Consider the following 25,440-nt stretch of genomic DNA (forward strand, 5'->3'; position numbering starts at 1 on the left):
AAGCCAGAGCTGTATATGTGTAAGTTGGGTGTTTATTTAGTCAAGATATTGTATGAACGAAATGTGCCGGTGGTGAATGAAAATGGGCTTTATTTCCTATGTTATTTTAGACTTTTATACAGTGCGGATACTCTTTTTATCCACTTACTTTCCAGTACGCCATATTTGTTCTAGCAATATACTTACAACTGTACCTACAAATAAACCATTCCCGAATATATATTGCATAACAGACGGCAAGGATTGGAGTGCTCCAGACGGTAAAAACATAACGCCGCTGCCAAATAATACTGCAACTCCTAAAATCGTTACATTCCTTTCGCTGAGCTCCACTTGTTTTATATTATTAAATCCAATTCCAATTAACTGTACGAACGAAGCCATTAAAACTGCAGATGCGACAGCGGATGGTAAAGACGCTAAGTAACGAATAATACTTGGAAAAAGAGACATTATGACTAGTAACGCACATGCCATTAAGAACGATCGTATATATTTTTGTTTTGTTAAGCGTATAAATCCTGCCGTCGCTGGTAACGGAACGACACCTACAGTTGAAAATACAGAAGAAATGATATGTGAAATCCCTCCAACCCACGTACCATCCTTCAACTGTTTCTGTTCAATAGTCCCTTTTTGAATGGTAGCTTGATTGATCGCTATAATAGCTGCCACTGTATTAGAAACTAAAATACATACCATAACGAAACTTGATACAGCCATACCTGTATTCCATTTTGGAAGTCCCCAAGCAAATATATGTGGAAGTTGCACAAAATGAGTTACTTGAGATGGAATCGTCACTTTTCCTGCAATAAGAAAAATAATCCACCCGCTAATTAATCCTATTAAAACTGCATAACTTTTGACAAAGCCTTTTCCAAAATTAGATAGTATAATAACGAACAAAAATATACTAAACGCAATTATCGCTGTAAATCCATCGATTTGAGAAATAGTAGCTGTAATTCCTAGCATTCCTTTTAAAAATACACCACTTAATTGTAAACATAATAAAAGTAAAAACGTTCCTGTCACAACTGGCGTAAATAAAAATAAAATACGTCCTATAAAACCAGTTACACCTAATCCTATTAAAATAACACCGGAGATTATCATTCCTAATTCTAAAATTTGCAATGTACTATGTAATTGATCCTGCCCTACGGTAGCATAAGCAAGTACGGTAAATACACCAACCCAAGATCCAGCTGGTCCATCCGCAATAGGCAGTTTATGTCCAAGCCATCCTTGTAAAAAAGAAGATATACCAACTACGAAAAACGTACGTTGCATTAAATAAAACACTTCTTCCGTCGTAAGATGAAATAATCCGCCAACGACAATTGGTAGTGCGATTGAGTTTGCTAATAAAAAAATAAACCATTGCAAAGTTCCCATAATATGATTTTGGTTATGTTGATTGTCCAAAATTTTCATCCCTTCTAGCTTTCCTATAAAAAATATATTGTAAGAATAAAAAAGAAGAGTTCTATACCCACCATTAGAACCCTCCTCAAGGCATTTAAACGATTCTTCTACACAAGGTTATTTAATTCCACCTCATTTAAGCTTCCAACAACAACATTTCCTTTATGCACGACTACACGCTTCTCTGTTTGACGCGCTACCGCTTCAGCTGTACATGTTGCATTCGTCAAAACAAAACTCGCTTCATCTCCTACATTCGGCCATGCTCGCTTCCCTTCATTGTTTAACGTTTCTTTTCCTCCCGTAATAAAGCGAAGGGCTTTTCCTAAAGACCTTTCGTCACTCCATCCAAAACGCTCTGCTAATCGATTTGCCTTTTGAAGCATATCGCCAGTTCCAAACGGCGACCAATGATCTGTAATACTATCATTTCCTAATGAAACTTTAACACCTTTTTTATCTAATAATGGAATTGGGATTACTTGTTTACCAATTGGCACGGTTGAAGTAATATCAATCTTCAAGGCTGCTAGTCTTTCTGCCACTTCTTCAGCTTCTTTATCCGTAACACCACCAAGTCCAAGCGCATGACTAATTGTTACACGTCCTTGCCATCCAGCTTCTTCTGTTAGACTTGCCAACCTCTTCATCGTAAACGTCCCAAGATTATTCGCATCATGCAAATGAAGATCAACATCCGCATTAAATTCTACTGCGATATCCATAATTGTATGTAATGATTTTTCGATATCATTATCCACTGTAGCTGGATCCACTCCACCGACTAGATTCGCACCCATACGCATCGCATCTTTTACAAGTTGTACAGAATTACTGCGCAATAATCCATGTTGCGGAAATGCAACTATTCTACCAGACAATCGATTTTTATATGTTTCTAATGCCGCTAACGTTGCCTCTAAATTACGAAGTCCAATAACTGGATCCACATTACAATGCGTTCTAATATTCGTTGCACCATTTCGAAGCAATAACTCTAGCATATTTTCCGCCCTGTCTTGAGCAGTTGCTAATTGCTTTGGCAAAATCCTTTTTTCTTCATTAAAACGTGTGAAAATATTTTCTGCTGGCATACAAGCTTTCCAAGGCCCACTATAATATGTTTTATCAATATGAATATGCATTTCTTCGAAAGCGGGTAAAATTAATAAGCGATTGGCATCAAGAGTTACCATCCCTTCCTCTTGAACAATCCCTTCTATAATTTTTTTAATTCGTCGATCTTCAATGAGTAAACTACATAATTCTGTTTCTGTTCGTGAAATTTCCCCTTCTTCATATGCATACCTTGATTCAACCATTACATTAGTCAACCAATATACTGTCATCTCTATTTCCCCACCCTTTATTAAAAATCGCCTCATACCTCTTACTATAATTTTAATATCAGCTGAAAATTAAGACAATTAATATGATCGTTTCTCTAAAAAAATGTAATACAACCTCATAGTCTTCTCATAAATTTCCATATAGAATAAAAGTATGTAGCTTCATATAAAAAAGGAGTTGATCGTTATATGTCAAAAAGATTATGTAAATCCGAAACTGATAAAATGGTATTTGGTATATGTGGTGGTTTAGGAGAATATTTTGATATTAGCTCTACTCTCATTCGCATACTTTGGGTTATTGCTGTTTTATGTTTCGGAACAGGATTTTTAGTTTATTTTATTTGTTTATTACTTATGCCACGTTCGTACTAATGGCATCACTTCATATACTTAAGAAGAGCATATAAAAAATCACCTATAGAATTCTATAGGTGATTTTTTCATGAAGAATATTTCATCGTTAAATGTAATACCGCCACTTCATCCTCTTGATTTTTATAACTATGTTTCTTATTCGCTTCAAATTGGATGGAATCAAACTCATTAAGTTCGTACACATCGTTCTCAACTTGAATCGATACTTTCCCTTTCATTACCGTTACAAGCTCAATAGCACCTTCATGATGAGCTTCTGGCTCATATATACTATTCGACCTTAAACAAGCACGGTGCATTTCCATCCCCGTTTCTTTCGTGTAACGGAACATTATTTCTAAGTGCCATGCTTGTCCTACATCTACTGCAAACCCTTCTCCGCAGCGCGCAACAGCTACTGGCTCTCCAACAACCATTAATCTTGATAAAGGAATCGATAACCCTTTTGTTATTTTCCAAATGACAGCTAACGTCGGATTCGTTTCTCCTCTTTCGATTTTTCCCAGCGTTAATTTACTCACACCCGTCTTTTGGGCTAATTCTTCTAAACTTAGTTTTTGTTCATTTCGAATTTGTCGTAATAACTGACCTACTTGCTGAATCACTTCTTTTGTTTGCATGTCCTCATTTTCTTTCATCTATAAAACCACCTTAAAATATAAAATAGTTTACTTTTTTCGATTTAAAGTATATCATACTATACATAATTATTTAATTCCGAAAGGAGTGTTACACTTCATGCGTGCAATATTATTAGGCCTTTTATCATCCGCCTTCTTTTCTGCAACTTTTATTATTAATAGAGCGATGAATGTGTCTGGAACAAGCTGGGCTTGGACAGCTTCCTTCCGCTTTTTATTTGCTCTCCCTATTTTATTCCTTATCGTTTTATTTCGCAAAAACTTAAGGGGGTTATGGGTAGAGTTAAAGAAACATCCATTTGCATGGATCGGATGGGGTTCCGTTGCAGGGATTGGTTTCTATTCTTTATTAAGTTTCGCCGCTGTCTTCTCTCCAGCTTGGCTCGTTGCTGGAACTTGGCAAGTTACTATATTAGCAGGTTTGCTTTTATCGCCATTATTTTTCATTAAAATAGAAACGAAATCAGGTACAAAACTTGTACGTGGAAAAATTCCACTACGCAGTTTATACGTCGCTTTATTTATTTTACTTGGTGTAATTTGTATGCAAGCGACTGCAGCAGGCCACATTACAATGAATCAGTTCATTTCAGGCTTTTTACCTGTCGTTTTAGCAGCTTTCTTATATCCCTTCGGCAACCGAAAAATGATGGAACTTGTTGGCGGACGTCTTGATACATTTCAACGTGTATTAGGAATGGCAATTGGAAGTCTTCCTATTACAATTCTCCTTGGGATATACGGATTTTCCACTACTGGTATTCCTTCATCAACTCAAATGCTTCAAGGATTTTTGTTAGCACTATGTTCTGGAGTTATTGCGACGATGACATTTTTCTTTGCTACTGATTTAGCAAAAGACAATCTTGCTTTACTTGGAGCTGTTGAAGCAACACAAGCTGGAACGATGGTCTTTACCGTGCTTGGTGAGATTATTTTCTTAAATGGTTCATTCCCTAGTGGTCTGTCACTGATTGGGATGATTATTATCATGTTAGGAATGGTCGTAAATAGCGTTTTAAACCGTTCTGTTCCAGTTATTAAGCAAAAAAAATCGGCATAAAAATAGATATGGTTCTTCTTCATAGAACCATATCTATTTTTATTGTCCCCCTATTTCGCCTTATCAGAATAGTATTTCATTAGCTGTTTATACTAAAACCTATGTTATAATACGTTTCATGCGCAATATTAGGAGGTAAATTATGTTAAAAAAAGCAATCGCTGAATTTATTGGTACATTTGTACTTGTATTATTCGGAACTGGAGTAGCTGTCATTGGTGGCGGAATTGAAGGAATTGGAACATTAGGAATCGCTATGGCTTTCGGTCTATCTATTGTGGCTATGGCATATAGCATCGGAACAATTTCTGGATGTCACATTAACCCAGCGGTATCAGTAGCTATGTTCATCAACAAAAGAATGAACGCTATGGAACTTTGTTATTATGTATTAGCTCAAATTTTAGGTGGTTTATTAGGAACTGCAACGTTAGTAACAATTTTACGCTCTGCTAAAACACCTTTAGATAATTTAGGACAAAATGGTTTTGGAACTCTTGGTTTATCTGGAGCATTTCTAGTTGAATTCATTTTAACTTTCGTATTCATTTTAGTTATCGTTGCTGTAACAGGTAAAAAAGGAAGTTCTTCTCTAGCTGGATTAGTAATTGGTTTTACATTAGTTTTAGTTCACTTATTAGGTATTCCTTTAACTGGAACATCTGTTAACCCGGCTCGTAGTATCGCACCAGCTTTATTCGCTGGCGGAGAAGCACTTTCTCAACTATGGGTATTCATCGTTGCACCAATTCTTGGTGGTATCGTAGCAGCTATTGTTGGTAAATTCATTTTAAATACTGAAAAATAGAATTTTCAATATTTCTGAATAAAAAAAGGCGAGCCCTCACTATGAGGATGCTCGCTTTTTTATTCTTTAATTTTCGATTTTAAATTTGTAACTAATTGCTCTACCGTTACATTTGCAAGTACGTTTTCCATCGCTTCTTGCGCTTGCATTAAAATAATTTCTAATACTGATTGAATATTAGCTCCTACTGGACATTCAATGTTGGGATTTTCATGGAAGGAAAATAGATGTCCTTCTTCTACAACTTCCACTGCTTTATATACATCAAGTAATGTAATTTCTTCTAAATCACGAGCAAGTGTCGTACCACCTTTACCAGCTTGTACATCAACAAGTCCTGCTCTCTTCAACATTCCTGTAATGCGACGAATCACAACTGGATTTGTATTCACACTACCAGCAATCCATTCAGAGGTACAGCGAGAGTTTCGATCTATCGCAAGTAACGTTAACATATGAACACCTACTGTAAAACGACTACTAATTCCCATCTGCACACCCTCCTTTTTATTCATTCTATTAAAAGACGACTCTTATCATTATATACTATTTTTAATTTATACATAAAGAAAAAGCATGATTCCATTAGAAAACCATGCTTTTCTCTCCTTATTGACGCTTTATAAATTTCGCCAAATCTTTGAATTTCACTTTGTCTGAGTAATTCATTACTCCGTTTACATAGATACGACTTGTAACAGCATTTAATATACCAATTGTCGCCAATAATACTACTAATGTTATCGTAATCTCTAACATACCTGCTTCACCGGCTACAATCCGAGAGAAGGTGACCATCGGTGTGAAAAACGGAACATACGAACTTACAACAACAATGGTACTATTCGGATCACTTAATGATTTAATACTAATGAAGAATGCAGCCATGATCAAAATCATTACCGGGAAAGATACGGCTTGTAAATCCTCCGTCTTAGACACAACAGCTCCAGCCGCAGCGTACATCATCGCATAAAGTAAATATCCCGTAATGAAATAGACAAGAAACATGCTTATAACCTTTGCATCTAATTTTGTAAAGTCAATTGGAACACCAAATAATGAGGCACTTTCTAAATCGACCCAACCTAGCAAATAAGGAATAAGGTAACCACACGCCAATATTACAAGTTGCAATAACGCCGTTGAAACAACCGCTAAAATTTTCGCATACATCATCGTAAGTGGCTTTACTTTCGGAAGCATTACTTCCATTACACGTGACGCCTTTTCAGATGCAATATTCATTGCGATTGTATTTCCGAAAGCTACAATAAACATATACAAAGCAAATGTAAAGAAATACGCAATTCCGAAAGAAGATGTACGATCTTTTATCGCTTCTTGCTTCACTTGAATTTCTGCTTGTAATTGCTGTGCAATTTCTGGTGAAACATTATTTTTTGCAATCGTCACCATCGTATATTGTTGTTTTAAATAGCCTGCCATAATTGCAGAAGTTGCTTGGCTTGGAAATCCATTATACATATATGTAACCGCCGGAGCCCCATCCTTTTCCGTCACATGGAATAGACCATCTAAATCACCTTCTTCTACTTGCTTATGCAGTTTATCAAAATCATCCTTTGAACCAACCGTTATTTTTGCTGATGGCAATAGCTTATTTAGCTCTTCTTTTTGTACTTTGTATATGGAGCTCTCTACTACAACTGCAATTTTATCTTTATCCTTATTTTTATCATCACCTGAAGTAAAATGATTAAATGCAAAAATCCCAAACACAACTAAAAATAAAATCGCACTCGTAATTAATGATTTTTTAGATAAAAATGCTTCTTTAAAATAAAATGAAAATACATGAGAAAATTTACGCATCTTTATTTCGCCCTCTCTACAAAGATTTCGTTTAGCGTCGGCTCTAACATTTTAAATTGTCGTAAACCAACACCTTGTTCTTGCAATTGTTGCAAAATCTTTAGAGCTTCTGCATCATCTTGTACTTTCACATAAAGAAGACCTTGTTGTTTTTCATATGGAACATGTATAGCTTCTAATCCTTTTTCATTCTCTTTTGTATCTTCGATTGTTAAATTACGAAAACCGTATTCTTTCTTAATATCACTTAATTGTCCTTCTACGACTGCTTCACCTTTTTTCAAAATACATACATGTTGGCAAAAAGCCTCTACTTGCTCCATACGGTGACTAGATAAAATAATTGTCTTCCCGCTCTGTACTTGTTCTCCAATAATACTAGCCAACATTCCAGCATTAACTGGATCAAGTCCGCTAAATGGTTCATCCAAAATAAGAAGTTCTGGATCATGAAGAAGAGCAGCAATCAATTGAATTTTTTGCTGGTTCCCTTTCGAAAGTTCTCCTGCTGTTTTGAATTTATATTCTGGGATTGCTAAGCGCTCTAACCAGTGATCAATTGCAAGATCCACTTCTTTTTTCGTCATTCCTTCTAATCTACCAAAATATCGCAACTGATCTATTACTCTACTTTTTGTATATAGTCCTCTTTCTTCTGGTAAATATCCAATTGTTACCCCGCTATCACCAAATGATTTTCCATCCCACGTAATAGAACCTTCATTTGGCGTTAATAAACCTAGTAACATTTTAATTGTCGTTGTTTTCCCTGCACCATTTCGGCCAAGTAACCCTAACACTTCACCTTTCGGTAACGAGATTTGCAAACCATTAACTGCTTTAGATTCTCCGAATATTTTTGTTAAGTTTTGAATTTGTAAACTCAATGTATATATCCTCCCCTTCAATAGCATTCTCACTTTCACAATATGATTGTTTAAAACAACATATAGTAACCTTATTCCATCTTCTTACATACATTCCTTTTCTTCAACTACTTACTGTTTATCACATCTTTTTTATTCACCTTATCTACTATAGGACAAACTACTATATATACAAAAGACAATATGCAAATGTTCATAAAAAAATTTTTATATTTTAATATATAATATAAGATGATTTTCTAACATCAAGGAGGATACATATGAAGATGAAGAGGGGTATTACCACTTTATTATCTGTAGCGGTTCTATCTACATCGCTTGTAGCATGTTCAGGAACACCAGAGAAAACAGTGGCAAAAGAAGAAAAAGTAAAATTAACAGAACAGCAATTAATGGCTGATTTATGGTATCAAACAGCTGGTGAAACGAAAGCACTTTACTACCAAGGGTACAATATCGGTCAATTGAAGCTTGATGCAGCTCTTGCAAAAGGCACAGAAAAAAAACCTGCTATCGTACTTGATTTAGATGAAACTGTTTTAGATAACAGTCCTCATCAAGCTATGAGCGTAAAAACAGGAAAAGGCTATCCTTACAAATGGGACGATTGGATTAATAAGGCTGAAGCTGAAGCCCTTCCAGGCGCAATTGATTTCTTAAAATATACAGAGTCTAAAGGTGTAGATATTTACTACATCTCAAATCGTAAAACGAACCAACTAGATGCAACTATTAAAAACCTTGAGCGCGTAGGTGCTCCTCAAGCAACGAAAGAACATATATTACTACAAGACCCGAAAGAAAAAGGAAAAGAAAAACGCCGTGAACTCGTTTCTCAAACACATGATATTGTTTTATTCTTCGGTGATAACTTATCTGATTTCACTGGTTTTGATGGAAAATCTGTAAACGATCGTAATCAAACAGTGGAAGAATCAAAAGCACAATTTGGTGAGAAATTCATCATTTTCCCTAACCCAATGTACGGTGATTGGGAAGGCGCTTTATATGACTATAATTTCAAAAAATCAGATGCAGAAAAAGATAAAATCCGTCGTGACAACTTAAAATCATTTGATGGAAAATAAAAGAGGATGGCTTTCGCCATCCTCTTTTATTTTCCATTCTCTGTTAAAGGCAAGATAAACACTTCCACACGTCTATTCTTTGCCTTTCCTTCTTGTGTATCGTTCGGAGCAATTGAACGGTATTCTCCGTAACCAATTGTACTAAATTTTTCTGGTTGTAATTCTTTATTTTGGAGTAATACCTGCATAAAATTAACTGCACGCTGCGTACTTAATTCCCAATTCGATGCAAACTGCGCATTGGCAATCGGGACATTATCCGTATGACCAGATACTGTAATTTCACGAGGTGACGCTGAAACAAGCAAGTTAGACAGCTCTTTTGCAATCCCTAAAGATTCTAATTTCACATCGGCTTTCCCCGAATCAAACAGCACATTCTCTAGTATTGTCACCATTAATCCCTTTTCAGTTAATTTAGTTTGGAAAGCAGAGGATAATTGGTTCTCATTAATATATTGATCAATCTTTTTTTGTAATGCTTTTAACTCAGCCATTTCTTTTTTTTCTTCGGCTCTAGCTTCTTCTTGTTTTCTTGCTTGTTCCACCTCAAGGCTACTTGCTGATAATTCTTTTTCATCATTTGGCTTTTGATCACTTAAAAACTCTTTATTTCCTGTTCCACCTGCTAGTTCACTATGAAAAGCTACTGCCATCTGTTTAAATTTCGCAGCATCTATACTACTCATTGCAAATAAAACTATAAACAATGCAAACAATAGCGTTAGCATATCAGCATACGGAATTAACCACGTTTCATCAATATGTTCTTCATGCTTTTTCTTTTTACTTCTTCTATTCTTCCTACTCCGCATTTTTTTTCGCTCCTTTTTCTAGCTTTTTACGCTCAGTTGCAGAAAGCGCACCTAAAATGCGGTTTTTCATAATAAATGGATATGTACCTTCTTGTAACATTAATAAACAATCAATAATTAAACGTTTCTTCTCTAATTCAGCGGCAGACTTTTGCTTTAATTTATTTGCAAATGGATGCCATAACACGTAACCTGAAAAGATACCGAAAATCGTTGCAATAAATGCACCTGAAATAGCATGTCCTAACTTTTCAATATCAGTTAAATTTCCAAGTGCAGCTACAAGACCAATAACAGCACCTAAAACCCCTAATGTCGGTGCATACGTACCAGCTTGAGAAAAAATTGCCGCTCCTTTTGCATGCCTTTCTTCAATTGCTTCTAATTCAGCTTCTAAAATTTGTTCTAAATCTTCTGCGGATACGCCATCAATCACAAATTTCATACCACGTAAAAGAAACTCGTCTTCAATTTTATCTAATTGTTGTTCTAAAGACAAAATACCGTATTTTCTACTCTCAGAAGTCCAATGAACAAATAACTCTAGTAACTGTTCATGGCTTAAATCTTTTTTATTTGAACCAAAAAGAACTTTAAATAATTTTGGAAATCTTTTTAGTTGATTCATCGGAAATGCAATACATACTGCAGCAAATGTACCGACAAAAATAATTAGTGCCGCGGCAGGATTCAATAAGGCCATTATGTCAGCGCCCTTGACGACCATTCCTACTACTACCGCCACTACTCCTAAAATGATTCCAATAATTGTTGCAAAATCCATTCCCATTCACTCCTAGTCTATACAAGAAGTCCTTTATTCTTAATAATCGTTACATCTTCTTATATGTATATATTACACAATAAATTAATTTCATGAAAGATAAGAAATGAATTATATGAAAAAATACTACAATTTCACACATTTTCTGACATTTTACGACATTTTCTTTGCATTTCTATTACGTTATGACTCTTACATTTCTTTTTCAATAAACTAGACTTATAATAAAAACGATACATATTTTATTAAGAAAGGACTGTGATTACAAGGCATTATGAAAAAGATAATAATTGTTTCTGCCGCTACTATTGTAATCGGTATCACATCTTTCGCTTACTTTGGTTCTAAATCACCACTACAAAACGAGGCGAAGGCTGTCGAAAGTCAAAAACATAGTAACCATCAAAAAGAAGAGATTCCTGCTTTTCCAAAAGCTAATAATAATGCAAAGAAACTAGACAATAATTTTTCAGTTGTAACAAATCCAGAGTCTAATCTTGTCTTAGTTAATAAACATCGAAAACTACCAGACGGATACATACCTGAAGACTTAACCAGACCAAACGTACCGTTTACTAGTCCAAAAGATAAAGAAAAAACACTACTACGCAAAGATGCTGCAGACGCGCTTGAAAATATGTTCAAATCAGCAAAGAAAGAAGGAATTGAACTTACAGCTGTATCTGGTTATCGTTCATACAAACGCCAAAAATCATTGCATGATACATACGTTAGACGTCAAGGGAAAGCTGAAGCTAATTCAGTCAGTGCAATTCCTGGAACAAGTGAACATCAAACCGGTCTAGCAATGGATATTAGCTCAAAATCTGCTAAATTCCAATTAGAACCAATCTTCGGAGAGACAGCAGAAGGAAAATGGGTTGCAAAACATGCCCATGAATTCGGATTTGTCATTCGTTATTTAGAGGATAAAACAGAGGCGACAGAGTATTCATACGAACCGTGGCACTTACGCTACGTTGGTAATCCATCTGCCACATACATATATAAGCATCATTTAACATTAGAAGAAGCGATGGAAGACAAAAAATAAGAGAGCGATTTGCTCTCTTATTTTTTGTCTTCTCTTCTATTATTGTTGTAATTTCTCCTTCCATTCTTCAGGCCATGGTTCGCCTCTTCCCGTTTTCTTCGATGCTTGCACCATCATACCGCGTCCAACTAAACAAACTTCCCCTTCTGCATTTTTGACCATGTAGTGTAAATCTAATGAGGAATTTCCAACCGTTCCTGCCTTTACATATACTTTCAACTGCTCATCAAAATAAAGTTGTTTAATAAAATTGCATTGTAGATCTGCGACGACTATCATCGTTTCTGATGATTCATGTGTCCATTCTTGCATAAATCCAAGTTCTTTAAACAATGCGATACGTGCTTCTTCAAAATAGGTAAAAGCAACGACATTATTTACATGCCCAAACATATCTACTTCACCAAAACGAACTTTGACAGGATTATAAAATGAAAAACCACTTTCCCATTGCTCAAAGTCTTCAATATAAGAAATTCTCTTCATTGCTACCTCTCCTTTTCGCTCTTAAAATAAACAGAATAAACAGAAAAATAAAGTTATAAATATTGCCTCTTCAACATGAAGAGGCAATATTTATTAATAGTTATTGTCGCTACCAAAGAAATCTTTGAACGATTGAATTGTTGTATCACGGTTTAATGCTGCAATTGAAGTTGTTAATGGAATACCTTTCGGACATGATTGCACACAGTTTTGAGAGTTACCACAGTTTGCAAGTCCTCCATCACCCATAATTGCACGTAAGCGATCTGCTTTATGCATTTCACCAGTTGGATGCGAGTTAAATAAACGAGCTTGTGAAAGTGGTGCTGGTCCAATAAAGTCAGATTTACTGTTTACGTTCGGACATGACTCTAAGCAAACACCACATGTCATACATTTTGAAAGTTCATATGCCCATTGGCGCTTTTTCTCTGGCATCCTTGGTCCTGGTCCTAGGTCATACGTACCATCGATTGGAATCCAAGCTTTAACACGTTTTAACGCGTTAAACATACGGCTACGATCAACTTGTAAGTCACGTACAACTGGGAATGTCTTCATCGGCTTTAAGCGAATTGGTTGTTCTAACTGGTCAATAAGAGCTGTACATGATTGACGTGGTTTTCCGTTAATCACCATCGAACAAGCACCACATACTTCCTCTAAACAGTTCATATCCCATGCAATCGGAGTCGTTTGATTCCCTTTTGAATCAACAGGATTACGACGAATTTCCATCAACGCTGAAATAATATTCATATTTGGACGATACGGAATTTCAAACTCTTGGTCAAATTCTTGTGCATCTGGTCCATCTTGTCTCGTAATGATGAGGCGGATTGTTTTCTCAGACATGTTGTTTATCCCCCTTCTCTTCATCCTTAGCAGCTACATCGTGTTTTGAAGAATAGTCACGTTTACGTGGTTTAATTAATGAAACATCCACTTCTTCGTAATGGAATGCTGGTGCATTTCCTTCTCCTTCAAATTTCGCCATCGTAGTTTTTAAGAAGTTTGCATCATCACGATTTGGGAATTCTGGTTTGTAATGAGCTCCGCGGCTTTCATTACGGTTATATGCCCCAATTGTAATAACACGTGCTAACTCAAACATATTTGCAAGTTGGCGTGTAAACGAAGCACCTTGGTTGCTCCATCTTGCAGTATCGTTAATGTTAATACGTTTGTAACGAGCCATTAACTCTTCAATTTTCGCATCTGTTTCTAGTAATTTTTTATTTTCACGAACTACTGTAACGTTATCTGTCATCCATTCTCCAAGCTCTTTATGAAGAACATATGCATTTTCATTACCATCAAGCGTTAAAATATTGTTAAATTTCTCTGTTTCGATTAATTCATTTTGCTCATATACAGTAGATGAAACAGCATCAGATGATTTAGAAAGACCTTTCATATACTCAATTGCGTTTGGTCCTGCTACCATACCACCGTAAATTGCTGATAATAGTGAGTTCGCACCAAGGCGGTTACCACCGTGCATAGAATAATCACACTCACCTGCTGCAAATAAACCTGGAATACTTGTCATCTGTTTGTAATCAACCCATAGTCCGCCCATTGAATAGTGAACCGCTGGGAAGATTTTCATTGGTAGTTTACGAGGATCATCACCTGTAAACTTCTCATAGATTTCAATAATTCCACCAAGTTTAATATCTAGTTCTTTCGGATCTTTATGAGAAAGATCTAGATATACCATGTTTTCACCGTTAATACCTAGTTTTTGCTCTACGCAAACATCAAAGATTTCACGCGTTGCAATATCACGAGGTACAAGGTTTCCGTAAGCAGGATATTTTTCTTCTAAGAAGTACCATGGCTTACCATCTTTATATGTCCAAACACGCCCACCTTCACCACGTGCAGATTCACTCATAAGACGTAACTTATCGTCTCCAGGAATTGCCGTTGGATGGATTTGAATGAACTCACCGTTCGCATAATATGCACCTTGTTGATATACAGCAGATGCTGCTGTACCTGTATTGATAATAGAGTTAGTTGATTTTCCAAAGATGATACCAGGGCCCCCTGTTGCCATAATCACGGCATCAGCTTGGAAACTTTTAATCTCCATAGTTTGTAAGTCTTGTGCGACGATTCCTCGGCACACACCTTCATCATCAACAACAGCTCGTAAGAAATCCCAGCCCTCGTATTTCGTTACAAGTCCTGCTACTTCATGACGACGTACTTGCTCATCTAATGCATATAGTAATTGTTGACCAGTTGTTGCGCCAGCAAATGCTGTACGGTGATGTTGTGTTCCACCAAAGCGACGGAAATCAAGAAGTCCTTCTTCCGTACGGTTGAACATAACACCCATGCGGTCCATTAAATGAATAATACCTGGTGCTGCTTCACACATCGCTTTAACTGGCGGTTGGTTCGCTAAGAAGTCCCCACCATAAATTGTATCGTCAAAGTGGATCCATGGAGAATCCCCTTCACCTTTTGTATTTACGGCACCGTTAATTCCACCTTGGGCACATACAGAATGTGAACGTTTTACTGGTACTAAAGAAAATAGTTCAACATTTACTCCTGCTTCTGCCGCTTTAATCGTTGCCATTAAGCCGGCCAAGCCACCGCCGACTACTATAAGTTTCCCTTTCATGCTCTCCCACTCCTTACTGGTTTGCTAGCTGTGGATCGATGAACGCTAATAATGCACTCACACCTACATAAGATAGACCTAAGAAAATAGCTAATGTTACATAAGTAGAGATTTTTTGTGAACGTGGAGATACTGTAATTCCCCAGCTTATGCAGAATGTCCATAGTCCATTTGCAAAGTGGAAAATTGTTGAAACAACACCAACTAAATAGAAACCAAACATAAATGGGTTGTTTAAAATATCTGCCATCATATCATAGTTTACCTCTTTACCTAACATTGCTTGAATACGAGTTTCCCAGACGTGCCAAGAAATGAAGATCAGCGTAACGATACCTGAAATTCGTTGGAAGACGAACATCCAGTTACGGAAATAACCGTAAGATACCGCATTGTTCTTAGCTGTAAATGCAATATATAAGCCATATATAGCATGGTACAGTATAGGTAAAAAGATGATGAAAATTTCTAGCGCATACCGGAATGGAAGGAGCTCCATAAAGCCTGCAGCTTTGTTAAAAGCCTCTGCTCCTCTTGTTGCAAAGTTGTTTACAATTAGATGTTGCGTCAAAAAGACACCAACCGGGATGACCCCCATTAATGAGTGCCACTTACGAAACGTATACTCGCGGCCTTTCATGTCCCCATTACCCCCTTGAATGTTTGACTGCTGTTTTCAGATTAATTTACAACAATAATGTTTTTTCACTATTGGCATAAGAAAAACTGAAAAAATTATTCGAAATATTTCAGCATAATTTGATAACAAGTTCATTTTACCCCTATTTTTGTCGAAGCGTCAAGAAAACGTATACATAATTTGCATATAATTTGCCAATTCTTTTTTTCTTCTTAGATATTCAGATTTCCCTAAAGAAAAATCTGTTTTTATAAATGAAAAATGTTATATAATATTCCCTATAGAAAGAGGGGAATATTGTGAGCAAAAATACAATCGATATAACATCTTTAGAAGATGTTTCATTGAACGCCTTCGCTTATGAATTGCTACGTGAAGAATTACTAACTGATTTAATTGGTAACGATTTAGACGGTATTTTATACTGGTCCGGCAGAAACCTTGCAAGAAAATATCCGCTAGAAACAATTGAAGAAGTCATTCAGTTTTTTGAAAAAGCTGGTTGGGGCACTTTAAGCATCGTTGAACATAAACGTCGTGAAATGCAATTCCAACTTAAGGGTACACTTATTACTGAGCGTCAAAAACAAAAGAGACATTCTTCTTATCAATTAGAAGCTGGATTTATCGCCGAGCAAATTCAAAGACAAAGAAACGTCGTTGCAGAGTCCTACGAAGAACAAAAGAAACGTTCAGACTCTATTACATTTCTTGTTAAATGGGATATTAAAGATCTCATTGAAGCGTAGCATCTACCTACAGTCAACTAGACAGATAAGTTTAGTTGACTTTTTTGTATATTCATTCAGATGCGTTTATTTTAAATCTTCAGAAATTATACCAAAAAACAGAAGACGTTGTAAACTACAACGTCTTCTTATCTGTTAAATAAGTATATATCGTCTCTGCAACATTTTTCGGCATACCTGCTTCGACAAATTCAGCTATGGAAGCTTCTTTCATCTTTTTTAACGAGCCAAAATGTTTTAACAATACCTTTTTTCGTTTATCGCCGATTCCTGGAATATCATCCAACGCTGATTGAATGACCGATTTCCCGTGCAACTGGCGATGGAATGTAATTGCAAATCTATGCACTTCATCTTGAATGCGTTGCAATAAATAAAATTCTTGGCTATTCCTCTCAAGCATCACAGGTTCAGGCGGATCTCCAATGATTAAATGTGATGTTTTATGTTTGTCATCTTTTACAAGTCCTGCCATTGGAATATATAATCCGAGTTCATTCTCCAGAACATCACTCGTAGCGGCCAGGTGGCCTTTTCCACCATCAATAATGATTAAATCTGGTAAAGGTAAATTCTCTTTAAGCGCCCTCGTATAACGGCGTCTTACAACTTCCCTCATAGATTCGTAATCATCAGGACCTTGAACCGTTTTAATTTTATATTTCCGATATTCTTTCTTTGCTGGTTTCCCATCGATAAAAGCAATCATTGCGGAAACGGGATTTGTCCCTTGAATATTCGAGTTATCAAACGCTTCAATACGATATGGGGTTTCAATGTCAAGCTGCTTCCCTAAATTATCAATGGCTTTAACCGTCCGGTCTTCATCACGTTCAATTAAGTAAAATTTCTCTTCTAGTGCAATTTTTGCGTTTTTATTTGCTAATTCTACAAGGTCTTTTTTCTTACCACGTTTCGGCTGTGTCGCTTCAACTTCTAAAAAGCGCTCGACTAATTCTGAATCTATACTTCCTGGAACGACAATTTCCTTCGGTTTAAAGTGACTACTGTTTTCATAAAATTGACCGATAAACGTTAAAAATCCCTCTTCTGGTTCATCATAGATTGGAAACATAGAAACATCACGCTCAATTAACTTTCCTTTTCTAACAAAGAAAACTTGAACACACATCCATCCTTTATCAACCGCATATCCAAACACGTCACGATCCACTAAGTCACTCATAATCATCTTTTGTTTTTCCATAATCGCATCAATATGCGCAATTTGATCCCGCAACTCTTTTGCCCGTTCAAATTCTAGTTTCTCTGAAGCTTCATACATCTTTGTTTCTAATTCTGAACGAACTTCTTTATGCCCACCATTTAAAAACTTAATAATTTCATCTACAATTTCTTTATTTTGTTCTTCCGTCACTTCTTTCACACAAGGTGCTAAACATTGACCCATATGATAATATAAGCAAACTTTATCGGGCATATTTGAGCACTTACGAAGCGGATACATACGATCTAGCAGTTTTTTCGTTTCATGAGCTGATTGTGCATTCGGATAAGGACCAAAATACTTTCCTTTATCCTTTTTTACATTTCGCGTAATGAGTAAGCGCGGCTGTTTTTCAGCTGTAATTTTAATGAAAGGATATGTTTTATCATCTTTTAATTGAATATTATATTTTGGATCATATTTTTTAATTAAATTTAACTCTAAAATAAGAGCCTCCAAATTCGAGGAGGTTACGATATATTCAAAGTCAACAATTTCTCCTACAAGCCGAAGTGTTTTCCCATCATGCGAACCAGTAAAGTACGAGCGCACACGATTTTTTAGTACTTTTGCCTTACCGACATATATAACCGTTCCTTGCTTATCTTTCATTAAATAACAACCAGGTTGATCTGGTAAAATAGCCAACTTCTCTTTCAAATGTTCGTGCACTCGTCACCCTCCATTTCTACATGCTTAGCATTTTTATTTTCACATGAAAACATACTATGCCAAAACACCCAACATACGTTCTTTTATTGTAACGGAAAGGTTATAAAAAAGAAAATAAAAAAAGCTACCAAATGGTAGCTTCTTTATTTTAGAAGTGTTTAGCAACTAATTCTACTAACGCTTCTTTCGGTTTATAACCTAACGCTTGATCAACTACTTTACCGTCTTTTAATACGAAAAGAGCTGGAATACTCATTACTTCGAATTGACGAGCAGTTTCTTGGTTCTCATCAACGTCTACTTTTACTACTTTTACTTTCTCGCCTAACTCTGCATCGATTTCTTCTAATACAGGAGCGATCATTTTACAAGGTCCACACCAAGGTGCCCAGAAATCTAATAATACAACACCTTCGCCAGTTTCAGCTGCGAAGCTTTGGTCGTTTGCATTTACAATTGCCATTTTATTTCCTCCTTCAAGTATATTCTACCAAGAGTATAACATTAACTTATATACGTGGCGAATATTATGTATCGTTATGTATTGTAACAAAAAAATGTTCCTTTATACTATATAAAAATACGGATTAAATACTAAAAAGGTGAGAGACAGGGGATCCCTCACCTTTTTCTATATATAGGGGTACTTCACTTAGAACTCAAGGGTAATCAAATCATGAATGTACTTTTAACTTTTTAAATTCTTCTGTTAAAAGAGGTAAGACTTCAAATAGGTCACCAACAATACCATAGTCAGCTACTTTGAAGATACTTGCTTCTGGATCTTTATTAATCGCAACAATTATTTTTGAGTTAGACATACCAGCTAAATGCTGAATCGCACCAGAGATACCGCACGCAATGTATAGGTCTGGCGTAACAACTTTACCAGTTTGACCGATTTGTAATGAGTAATCACAATACTCAGCGTCACAAGCACCACGAGATGCCCCAACAGCGCCGCCTAGCACATCAGCTAACTCTTTTAATGGTTTAAATCCTTCTTCACTCTTCACACCGCGTCCACCTGCAATAATAACTTTCGCTTCAGAAAGATCAACACCTTCTGCAGTTTTACGGACGACATCTTGAATGATTGTACGTAAATCTTTTACATCAACTGTAATAGAAGATACATCACCGCTGCGAGACTCATCTTTTTCAAGAGTTGCAATGTTATTTGGACGTACTGTCGCAAATAATATACCGTCTGTTACAATCTTCTTCTCGAACGCTTTACCAGAGTAAATTGGACGAGTGAAGATAACATTTCCACCTTCAACTTCTAAAGCAGTTACGTCAGAAACTAAACCAGCTTCAAGCTTCGCTGCTAATTTTGGTGATAAATCTTTACCAAGTGCTGTATGTCCAAATACAATACCTTCTGGATTTTCTTCAGCATATACAGCTAAAAACGCTTGCGCATAACCATCAGACGTATATGATTTTAATTTATCATTTTCAACTGTCACAACGCGATCTGCACCGTAATGAATCAATTCATTTGCAAAAGAGGCAACGCTGTCTCCAACTAGAAGACCTACCACTTCACCGCCTTCTGCAATTGTTTTTGCTGCTGCTACCGCTTCAAATGAAACGTTACGTAGCGATCCATCACGAACTTCACCCATTACTAATACTTTACGAGCCATAGATTTTCCCTCCTGCATATATAATTTCGTATTTTATTAGATTACTTTCGCTTCTGTATGGAGCAACGATACAAGTTCTTTTACTTGATCTTGCAGCTCGCCTTGTAACACTTTTCCTGCATCTTTCTTCGGAGGCAAATAGATTTCAATTGTTTTTGTTTTTGCTTCCACATCATCTTCTTCTAAATCTAAATCATCTAATTCTACTTCTTCTAGTGGCTTTTTCTTCGCTTTCATAATACCTGGAAGTGATGGATAACGCGGTTCATTTAAACCTTGTTGTGCTGTTACTAAAACTGGTAATGATGTTTCAATTACTTCTGTATCTCCTTCAACATCACGTTCAATCTTCACATTTGTACCGTCAATTTCAAGCTTTGTAATTGTCGTTACGTATGGAATGTTTAACGCTTCAGCCACGCGTGGACCAACTTGTCCAGATGCACCGTCAATTGCAACGTTCCCGCCTAAAATTAAATCTACTTCTTTATCTTTTAAATATTCAGCAAGTACTTTTGCTGTCGTGAACTGATCACCATTTTCAACATCATCTTCAATATTGATTAATACCGCTTTATCGCAGCCCATCGCTAACGCAGTACGAAGTTCTTTCTCACTATCCTCGCCACCAACTGTTACAACAGTAACCTCTCCACCTTGTGCATCTCTTACTTGAATTGCTTCTTCAATCGCATATTCGTCGTAAGGGTTGATGATGAATTCCGCTTCGCCATCATAAATTGCACCGTTTTTAATTACGATTTTTTCTTCTGTATCAAATGTTCGTTTCATGAGTACGTAGATGTTCATTCCATTTACCCCCTTGTTTTTCAGAAAGATTCTATCAATTTTAAAATTCTGTTAATTTATATTAAAAAAATAATTGGACTACCTACCACTAAATGAAGGCTTACGTTTTTCTAAAAACGCTGCTACACCTTCTCTTCCATCTTCACTCGTAAACACTTCACCAAAAATCTGTGATTCACGCTGTACACCTTCATAATAATGAGAAGATTTTGTCGTTTGTAATAACTCTAACACAGCACGAGTTGTTGCTGGACTTTTTCCAGCAATCTGTTTTGCAATTTTAAGCGTATCTTCTAAAATAGATTCCTCAGAAAATACCCCGTTAACAAGCCCCCATTGTAATGCTTCTGCACCAGTAATTGGTGTACTTGTTAACATCATTTCACAAGCTTTCGCTTTACCAACATAACGCGGTAAACGCTGTGTACCTGCAAAACCAGGAATTAATCCAAGTGTTAATTCAGGTAAACCAAGCTTTGTACTTTCAGTTACAAAGCGCATGTGGCAAGACATAGCAAACTCCAGGCCGCCGCCAAGTGCCGCTCCATGAATTGCCGCAATAACTGGTTTTGAACATTTTTCAACACGCTCAAACGTAACTTGTCCAAGCTGTGCTAATTCTGTCGCTTGCTTCGCTTCAGTAACAGATGTAAATTCTTTAATATCTGCTCCTGCTGAGAAGAAACGCCCTTCACCATGTAGAACAACAACACGAATGTTATCATCCTTTTCCACTTGATCGATTAATTCAGTAACGTCATGCATAACTTGTGAAGACATTGCATTAGCTGGCGCATGATTTAGCGTCGCCACCGCAATATGGTCTTCAACTTTTACAGATAGGAATTTCAACATGATCCCTCCCATTATTGACGATAACCACAAGCTGCACTAAGTAGCCCATGTACCGTTTTCGAAAGTGCGACCAGATCATACTTATGATCGCTCATTACCCAATTGGTCACAACTTCATCCACTGTTCCAAAGATCATTTGTCTTGCCACGCGAACATTTAAATCCGCCTGGAATTCACCTTGCTTTATACCTGTTTCTAAAATCTCATCCATAACTTGTAAGTAGCCCTTTAATACTTCATTTATTTTAAGGCGCAAGTCTTGATTGGACTGTCTTAGCTCTAATTGCGTAACAATAGCAAGAGGATCATTTTGCGACAACAGCAAGAAGTGCGTTTCTACCAACATGAATAACTTCGCTACAGCGCTTTCAATTCCTGCTGTTTTTTGACGAATTGTTTCAACAAATTCTCCCATCTTCTCTTGGAATAAGGATATTAATATATCTTCTTTATTTTTAAAATATAAATAAATCGTGCCATCAGCTACCCCAGCTTGCTTTGCAATTTTAGAAACTTGCGCTTGATGGTATCCATTCTCCGCAATCACAATGACTGCTGCATCAATAATTTGATTGTATTTCGGTCTATTTTTCTTCACTTTACTGTCCCCTTCAAGAAGATGACTGAATGAATAGTCATTCATATTCTTATAATACTGACTATTTAGAAAAGTGTCAATCCTATTTTTTCAAAAAGAAAGGGCCTTAGCCCGTTTGCTCATCCTCATTCTTTCTCTTCTCTTCATCTATTAGGACACGACGTAAAATTTTTCCGACTGTCGTCTTTGGCAACTCACTTCGAAACTCATATACTTTCGGAACTTTGTAAGCTGCTAAATATTTACGTGCAAACTGATCTAATTCTTCTTCAGTACATTCGGCGCCTTCTTTCAAAACAACAAAAGCTTTTACAGTTTCTCCTCGATACGGATCAGGAACACCGATTGTTACTACTTCTTGCACCTTTTCACATTCATATAATACCTCTTCTACTTCACGAGGGTATACGTTAAAACCACTAGCAACAATCATATCTTTCTTACGATCTTTCACATAGAAAAATCCATCCTCATCCATGTATCCTACATCACCTGTATGGAGCCAGCCATCTTGCAGTACTGCTGCCGTTTCCTCTGGTTTATTCCAATAGCCTTTCATGATTTGCGGACCCTTTACAACAATTTCACCAATTTCACCTGGAGGTAATGCCTCTCCTGTTTCAAGTGACATAATGATTGCCTCCGTATCCGGCCATGGCACGCCAATACTTCCTGGCACACGTTTTTCCCACAAGAAATTCCCATGTGTAACTGGTGATGACTCCGTTAATCCATAACCTTCTACTAATTTACCACCTGTAACTCTCTCAAACTCTTCCTGTACTTCTACCGGAAGTGGTGCAGAGCCACTAATACAAGCCTGAATAGACGAAATATCGTATTCTTTTAAAAGAGGGCTATTTAAAAGAGCAATATAAATAGTTGGTGCTCCTGGAAATAGTGTGACTTTATGCTTCTTAATTGCTTCAAAGACCATTTTCATATCAAACTTTGGAATAAGAACCATTTTATATCCTTGCATAATACTCAAATTCATTACAGCTGTCATGCCGTACACATGAAAAAACGGAAGAACACCAAGAATCACTTCTTCTCCTTCTTTACAATTATATAACCAATGCGCTCCCATTAAAGTGTTCGAAACGAGATTTTTATGCGTTAACATAACCCCTTTTGGAAATCCTGTCGTTCCACCTGTATACTGCAAAAGAGCCAAATCGTTTTCAGGATCACAGGGAACTTCAACACCAGCATTACTTTCCCTTTCTACTGATTTCCATAGATGAATTGTTTCGCTTTCCGACACATTCACAACAAGATTTGTTTGCTTTTTTTGTACAAATGGATAAAGTAAATTTTTAGGGAAAGGTAAAAAATCTGCAATACGAGTTACGATAATGTGCTCAAGCCTTGTAGCCTTTTGAACGTTAGTAACTCTAGGAAACACCAAATCAAGACAAAGAATAACTTTTGCCCCTGAGTCATGAAGTTGATACTCAAGCTCTCTTTCTGTATAAAGAGGATTCGTTTGTACGACAATTCCCCCCGCAAGCAATGTACCATAATAACCTATTACAGATTGCGGACAATTTGGTAGCATAATCGCAACTCTATCACCTTTTTCAACACCAAGCCTTTGAAGGTAATTTGCAAATTTCTTCACCTTGTCATGGAAATCTGAAAATGTAACATCTTTACCTAAAAAGTGAAGCGCTTTCTTTTCTGGATAACGAGAAGCCATTTTCTCTAAATATCCATGAAGTGGCTGAATATCATATGAAATCGTCCCTGGGATTTCCTCTGGATAACTCTGCAACCAAGGTTTTTCCACTCTCATTCCCCCTTCCAATACTTGTTAAAATAAATGAATGTTCATTCATGATGATTGTTTTCATTATATTATAGTCAGAACAGCGTTACAATCATAATATTCTGACTTTTATATAACTATGCTTTACTTCATTAACTTCTTATTATATGTATAAACTCTCTTAATTTTAAAAGAATAAGAGAGTTATCGTTAATTAGCTTAATCTTATAATCGTTAAAACTGCACCAGGGGTAGTCGTTGATAATGTTGCAACAGCTAACAATCCAAACAACTGTAAACTAATTGCACTCCCCGCTGCAAGAGTCGTAATAATCGTTGCACTAAATGAAGTCGTTGCTAACGCAGGAGAGTTGATAGTCCCAGCAAGCGGTGCCCCATTAATTGTAATTCGCGAACTAACTAATAATGAAGCTGTTATATTAATTGTATATGAAATATAATAATTCCCCGCATTTGCGGCCGTAAATACTGTATTCCCTCCCGAAACTGTAATTCCTGGACCGATATTCTGATTATTTGGAAGTGGGACATTTGTCCCACCGAGTAATACTGATATTGCCGTACCCGATGTATTATTCGCAAATGCATACGTCGCAGTTATACTTGTACCTGTTACTCCCGTTGCTCCTGTATCTCCTGTTGCTCCCGTTACTCCCGTTGCTCCCGTTACTCCCGTTGCTCCCGTTGCTCCCGTTGCTCCCGTTACTCCCGTTGCTCCTGTTGCTCCCGTTGGACCTGTTGCTCCTGTTGCTCCCGTTGCTCCCGTTGCTCCCGTCGCTCCCGTTGCTCCCGTTACTCCCGTTGCTCCTGTTGCTCCTGTTGCTCCTGTTGGACCTGTTGCTCCCGTGTCACCTGTCGCTCCTGTGTCACCTGTCGCTCCTGTTGCTCCCGTTACTCCCGTTGGACCTGTTGGACCTGTTGGACCAAGCTTCGGAACTGTCCCATCGCAACTAAAACAGCACGAATCAACATGTAAACCATTTTGATTATTACATCCACAATATCCATTTGCATTATTACTCCATAAAGACATGTTGATCCCTCCCCCGTGTTCAATCTTTTAAGTACAGCCCACTAATTAAAAATATCTTTCTAATAAAAATCAGTTTTTATTTTCCTTATCAACTACCCGCTCTGGGATAAACCTTTTATAAACAAAGTTTTTTCCTTACATTCTAATAA

General features: G+C 36.8%; 26 protein-coding genes. 6 read left to right on the forward strand and 20 right to left on the reverse strand.

The features are described from left to right. Positions 1–144 precede the first annotated feature (144 nt). Positions 145–1,440 (reverse strand): purine/pyrimidine permease, encoded by a 1,296-nt coding sequence (locus tag MRBLBA3_RS10235; RefSeq protein ID WP_000697132.1) that lies wholly within the window; start codon positions 1,438–1,440, stop codon positions 145–147. 98 nt (positions 1,441–1,538) lie between these two features. Beyond that, a complete protein-coding gene (locus MRBLBA3_RS10240; protein WP_044737632.1) occupies positions 1,539–2,780 on the reverse strand; it encodes an amidohydrolase family protein in 1,242 nt (413 codons plus the stop codon). A 189-nt stretch (positions 2,781–2,969) separates the two neighbouring features. Here MRBLBA3_RS10240 and MRBLBA3_RS10245 point away from each other — a divergent pair, with 189 nt between their 5' ends. Continuing rightward, entirely contained in the window at positions 2,970–3,155 is a 186-nt protein-coding gene (locus MRBLBA3_RS10245; RefSeq protein WP_000044338.1) for a PspC domain-containing protein, read from the forward strand. Between the two features lie 68 nt (positions 3,156–3,223). On the opposite strand, the gene MRBLBA3_RS10250 is transcribed toward MRBLBA3_RS10245, so the two are convergent. Beyond that, positions 3,224–3,796 carry a helix-turn-helix domain-containing protein gene (locus MRBLBA3_RS10250; protein ID WP_044737631.1) on the reverse strand — a complete coding sequence of 191 codons (573 nt, stop codon included), beginning with the start codon at positions 3,794–3,796 and terminating at the stop codon, positions 3,224–3,226. Between the two features lie 100 nt (positions 3,797–3,896). On the opposite strand from MRBLBA3_RS10250, the gene MRBLBA3_RS10255 reads away from it, so the two are divergent. Continuing rightward, complete coding sequence (locus MRBLBA3_RS10255) at positions 3,897–4,862, forward strand: multidrug resistance efflux transporter family protein (RefSeq protein ID WP_044737630.1); 966 nt, start codon at positions 3,897–3,899, stop codon at positions 4,860–4,862. Positions 4,863–5,004: 142 nt separating this feature from the next. Next, positions 5,005–5,670: an MIP/aquaporin family protein gene (locus tag MRBLBA3_RS10260; RefSeq protein ID WP_000913204.1), complete on the forward strand. Its 666-nt coding sequence runs from the start codon at positions 5,005–5,007 to the stop codon at positions 5,668–5,670. 59 nt (positions 5,671–5,729) lie between these two features. Here the strand turns inward: MRBLBA3_RS10260 and MRBLBA3_RS10265 are convergent, their stop codons facing one another. The 3 genes from MRBLBA3_RS10265 to MRBLBA3_RS10275 form a co-directional block, all read right to left on the reverse strand. Beyond that, a complete protein-coding gene (locus MRBLBA3_RS10265) occupies positions 5,730–6,161 on the reverse strand; it encodes an Rrf2 family transcriptional regulator (RefSeq protein ID WP_000512996.1) in 432 nt (143 codons plus the stop codon). Positions 6,162–6,279: 118 nt separating this feature from the next. Beyond that, positions 6,280–7,506, reverse strand: a complete 1,227-nt coding sequence (locus MRBLBA3_RS10270) for an ABC transporter permease (protein WP_044737629.1) — start codon at positions 7,504–7,506, stop codon at positions 6,280–6,282. A gap of 2 nt (positions 7,507–7,508) precedes the next feature. After that, positions 7,509–8,393 carry an ABC transporter ATP-binding protein gene (locus MRBLBA3_RS10275; protein ID WP_000058101.1) on the reverse strand — a complete coding sequence of 295 codons (885 nt, stop codon included), beginning with the start codon at positions 8,391–8,393 and terminating at the stop codon, positions 7,509–7,511. Between the two features lie 260 nt (positions 8,394–8,653). Here MRBLBA3_RS10275 and MRBLBA3_RS10280 point away from each other — a divergent pair, with 260 nt between their 5' ends. Beyond that, the gene (locus MRBLBA3_RS10280; protein WP_000782762.1) at positions 8,654–9,481 is read left to right on the forward strand and encodes a 5'-nucleotidase, lipoprotein e(P4) family; all 828 of its coding nucleotides are present in this window, start codon (positions 8,654–8,656) and stop codon (positions 9,479–9,481) included. 26 nt (positions 9,482–9,507) lie between these two features. Here MRBLBA3_RS10280 and motB read toward each other — a convergent pair whose 3' ends face one another. Then, positions 9,508–10,296, reverse strand: a complete 789-nt coding sequence (gene motB, locus MRBLBA3_RS10285; protein WP_001257711.1) for a flagellar motor protein MotB — start codon at positions 10,294–10,296, stop codon at positions 9,508–9,510. After that, positions 10,286–11,080: a flagellar motor stator protein MotA gene (gene motA, locus MRBLBA3_RS10290; protein WP_044737628.1), complete on the reverse strand. Its 795-nt coding sequence runs from the start codon at positions 11,078–11,080 to the stop codon at positions 10,286–10,288. Before motA ends, motB begins: the two co-directional genes overlap by 11 nt. A gap of 274 nt (positions 11,081–11,354) precedes the next feature. Between motA and MRBLBA3_RS10295 the strand changes: the two genes are divergently transcribed. Then, positions 11,355–12,134, forward strand: a complete 780-nt coding sequence (locus tag MRBLBA3_RS10295; RefSeq protein ID WP_044737627.1) for a M15 family metallopeptidase — start codon at positions 11,355–11,357, stop codon at positions 12,132–12,134. A 39-nt stretch (positions 12,135–12,173) separates the two neighbouring features. On the opposite strand, the gene MRBLBA3_RS10300 is transcribed toward MRBLBA3_RS10295, so the two are convergent. The 4 genes from MRBLBA3_RS10300 to sdhC all read right to left on the reverse strand — a co-directional run bounded on the left by MRBLBA3_RS10300 (position 12,174) and on the right by sdhC (position 15,901). Continuing rightward, complete coding sequence (locus MRBLBA3_RS10300) at positions 12,174–12,620, reverse strand: acyl-CoA thioesterase (RefSeq protein WP_044737626.1); 447 nt, start codon at positions 12,618–12,620, stop codon at positions 12,174–12,176. Between the two features lie 93 nt (positions 12,621–12,713). After that, entirely contained in the window at positions 12,714–13,475 is a 762-nt protein-coding gene (sdhB, locus tag MRBLBA3_RS10305) for a succinate dehydrogenase iron-sulfur subunit (protein ID WP_001291830.1), read from the reverse strand. Then, a complete protein-coding gene (gene sdhA / locus MRBLBA3_RS10310) occupies positions 13,468–15,261 on the reverse strand; it encodes a succinate dehydrogenase flavoprotein subunit (RefSeq protein ID WP_000676748.1) in 1,794 nt (597 codons plus the stop codon). The genes sdhB and sdhA overlap by 8 nt, the downstream gene beginning before the upstream one ends. A gap of 13 nt (positions 15,262–15,274) precedes the next feature. Beyond that, positions 15,275–15,901 (reverse strand): succinate dehydrogenase cytochrome B558, encoded by a 627-nt coding sequence (sdhC, locus tag MRBLBA3_RS10315; RefSeq protein ID WP_000678356.1) that lies wholly within the window; start codon positions 15,899–15,901, stop codon positions 15,275–15,277. A gap of 299 nt (positions 15,902–16,200) precedes the next feature. Between sdhC and MRBLBA3_RS10320 the strand changes: the two genes are divergently transcribed. Then, a complete protein-coding gene (locus tag MRBLBA3_RS10320) occupies positions 16,201–16,650 on the forward strand; it encodes a YslB family protein (RefSeq protein ID WP_000042216.1) in 450 nt (149 codons plus the stop codon). A 115-nt stretch (positions 16,651–16,765) separates the two neighbouring features. Here MRBLBA3_RS10320 and uvrC read toward each other — a convergent pair whose 3' ends face one another. The 8 genes from uvrC to MRBLBA3_RS10360 all read right to left on the reverse strand — a co-directional run bounded on the left by uvrC (position 16,766) and on the right by MRBLBA3_RS10360 (position 25,291). Beyond that, positions 16,766–18,550 (reverse strand): excinuclease ABC subunit C, encoded by a 1,785-nt coding sequence (uvrC, locus tag MRBLBA3_RS10325; RefSeq protein WP_044737625.1) that lies wholly within the window; start codon positions 18,548–18,550, stop codon positions 16,766–16,768. 148 nt (positions 18,551–18,698) lie between these two features. After that, positions 18,699–19,013, reverse strand: coding sequence for a thioredoxin (trxA, locus tag MRBLBA3_RS10330; RefSeq protein ID WP_001018940.1), 315 nt, complete (start codon positions 19,011–19,013; stop codon positions 18,699–18,701). 211 nt (positions 19,014–19,224) lie between these two features. Beyond that, positions 19,225–20,202 carry an electron transfer flavoprotein subunit alpha gene (gene etfA, locus MRBLBA3_RS10335; protein WP_016086063.1) on the reverse strand — a complete coding sequence of 326 codons (978 nt, stop codon included), beginning with the start codon at positions 20,200–20,202 and terminating at the stop codon, positions 19,225–19,227. A 36-nt stretch (positions 20,203–20,238) separates the two neighbouring features. Further along, on the reverse strand, positions 20,239–21,012 hold the full coding sequence (etfB, locus tag MRBLBA3_RS10340; protein ID WP_001029036.1) for an electron transfer flavoprotein subunit beta: 774 nt from the start codon (positions 21,010–21,012) through the stop codon (positions 20,239–20,241). Between the two features lie 78 nt (positions 21,013–21,090). Further along, positions 21,091–21,867: an enoyl-CoA hydratase gene (locus tag MRBLBA3_RS10345; RefSeq protein WP_002088868.1), complete on the reverse strand. Its 777-nt coding sequence runs from the start codon at positions 21,865–21,867 to the stop codon at positions 21,091–21,093. 11 nt (positions 21,868–21,878) lie between these two features. After that, positions 21,879–22,511, reverse strand: a complete 633-nt coding sequence (locus tag MRBLBA3_RS10350) for a TetR/AcrR family transcriptional regulator (RefSeq protein ID WP_002077415.1) — start codon at positions 22,509–22,511, stop codon at positions 21,879–21,881. 61 nt (positions 22,512–22,572) lie between these two features. Further along, the gene (locus MRBLBA3_RS10355) at positions 22,573–24,258 is read right to left on the reverse strand and encodes a long-chain-fatty-acid--CoA ligase (RefSeq protein ID WP_000414750.1); all 1,686 of its coding nucleotides are present in this window, start codon (positions 24,256–24,258) and stop codon (positions 22,573–22,575) included. 193 nt (positions 24,259–24,451) lie between these two features. Then, positions 24,452–25,291: a BclA C-terminal domain-containing protein gene (locus tag MRBLBA3_RS10360; protein ID WP_363381131.1), complete on the reverse strand. Its 840-nt coding sequence runs from the start codon at positions 25,289–25,291 to the stop codon at positions 24,452–24,454. Positions 25,292–25,440 lie beyond the last annotated feature (149 nt).

The organism is Bacillus sp. LBA3-1-1.1, from assembly GCF_040676495.1.
GTDB classification, from domain to species: domain Bacteria; phylum Bacillota; class Bacilli; order Bacillales; family Bacillaceae_G; genus Bacillus_A; species Bacillus_A nitratireducens.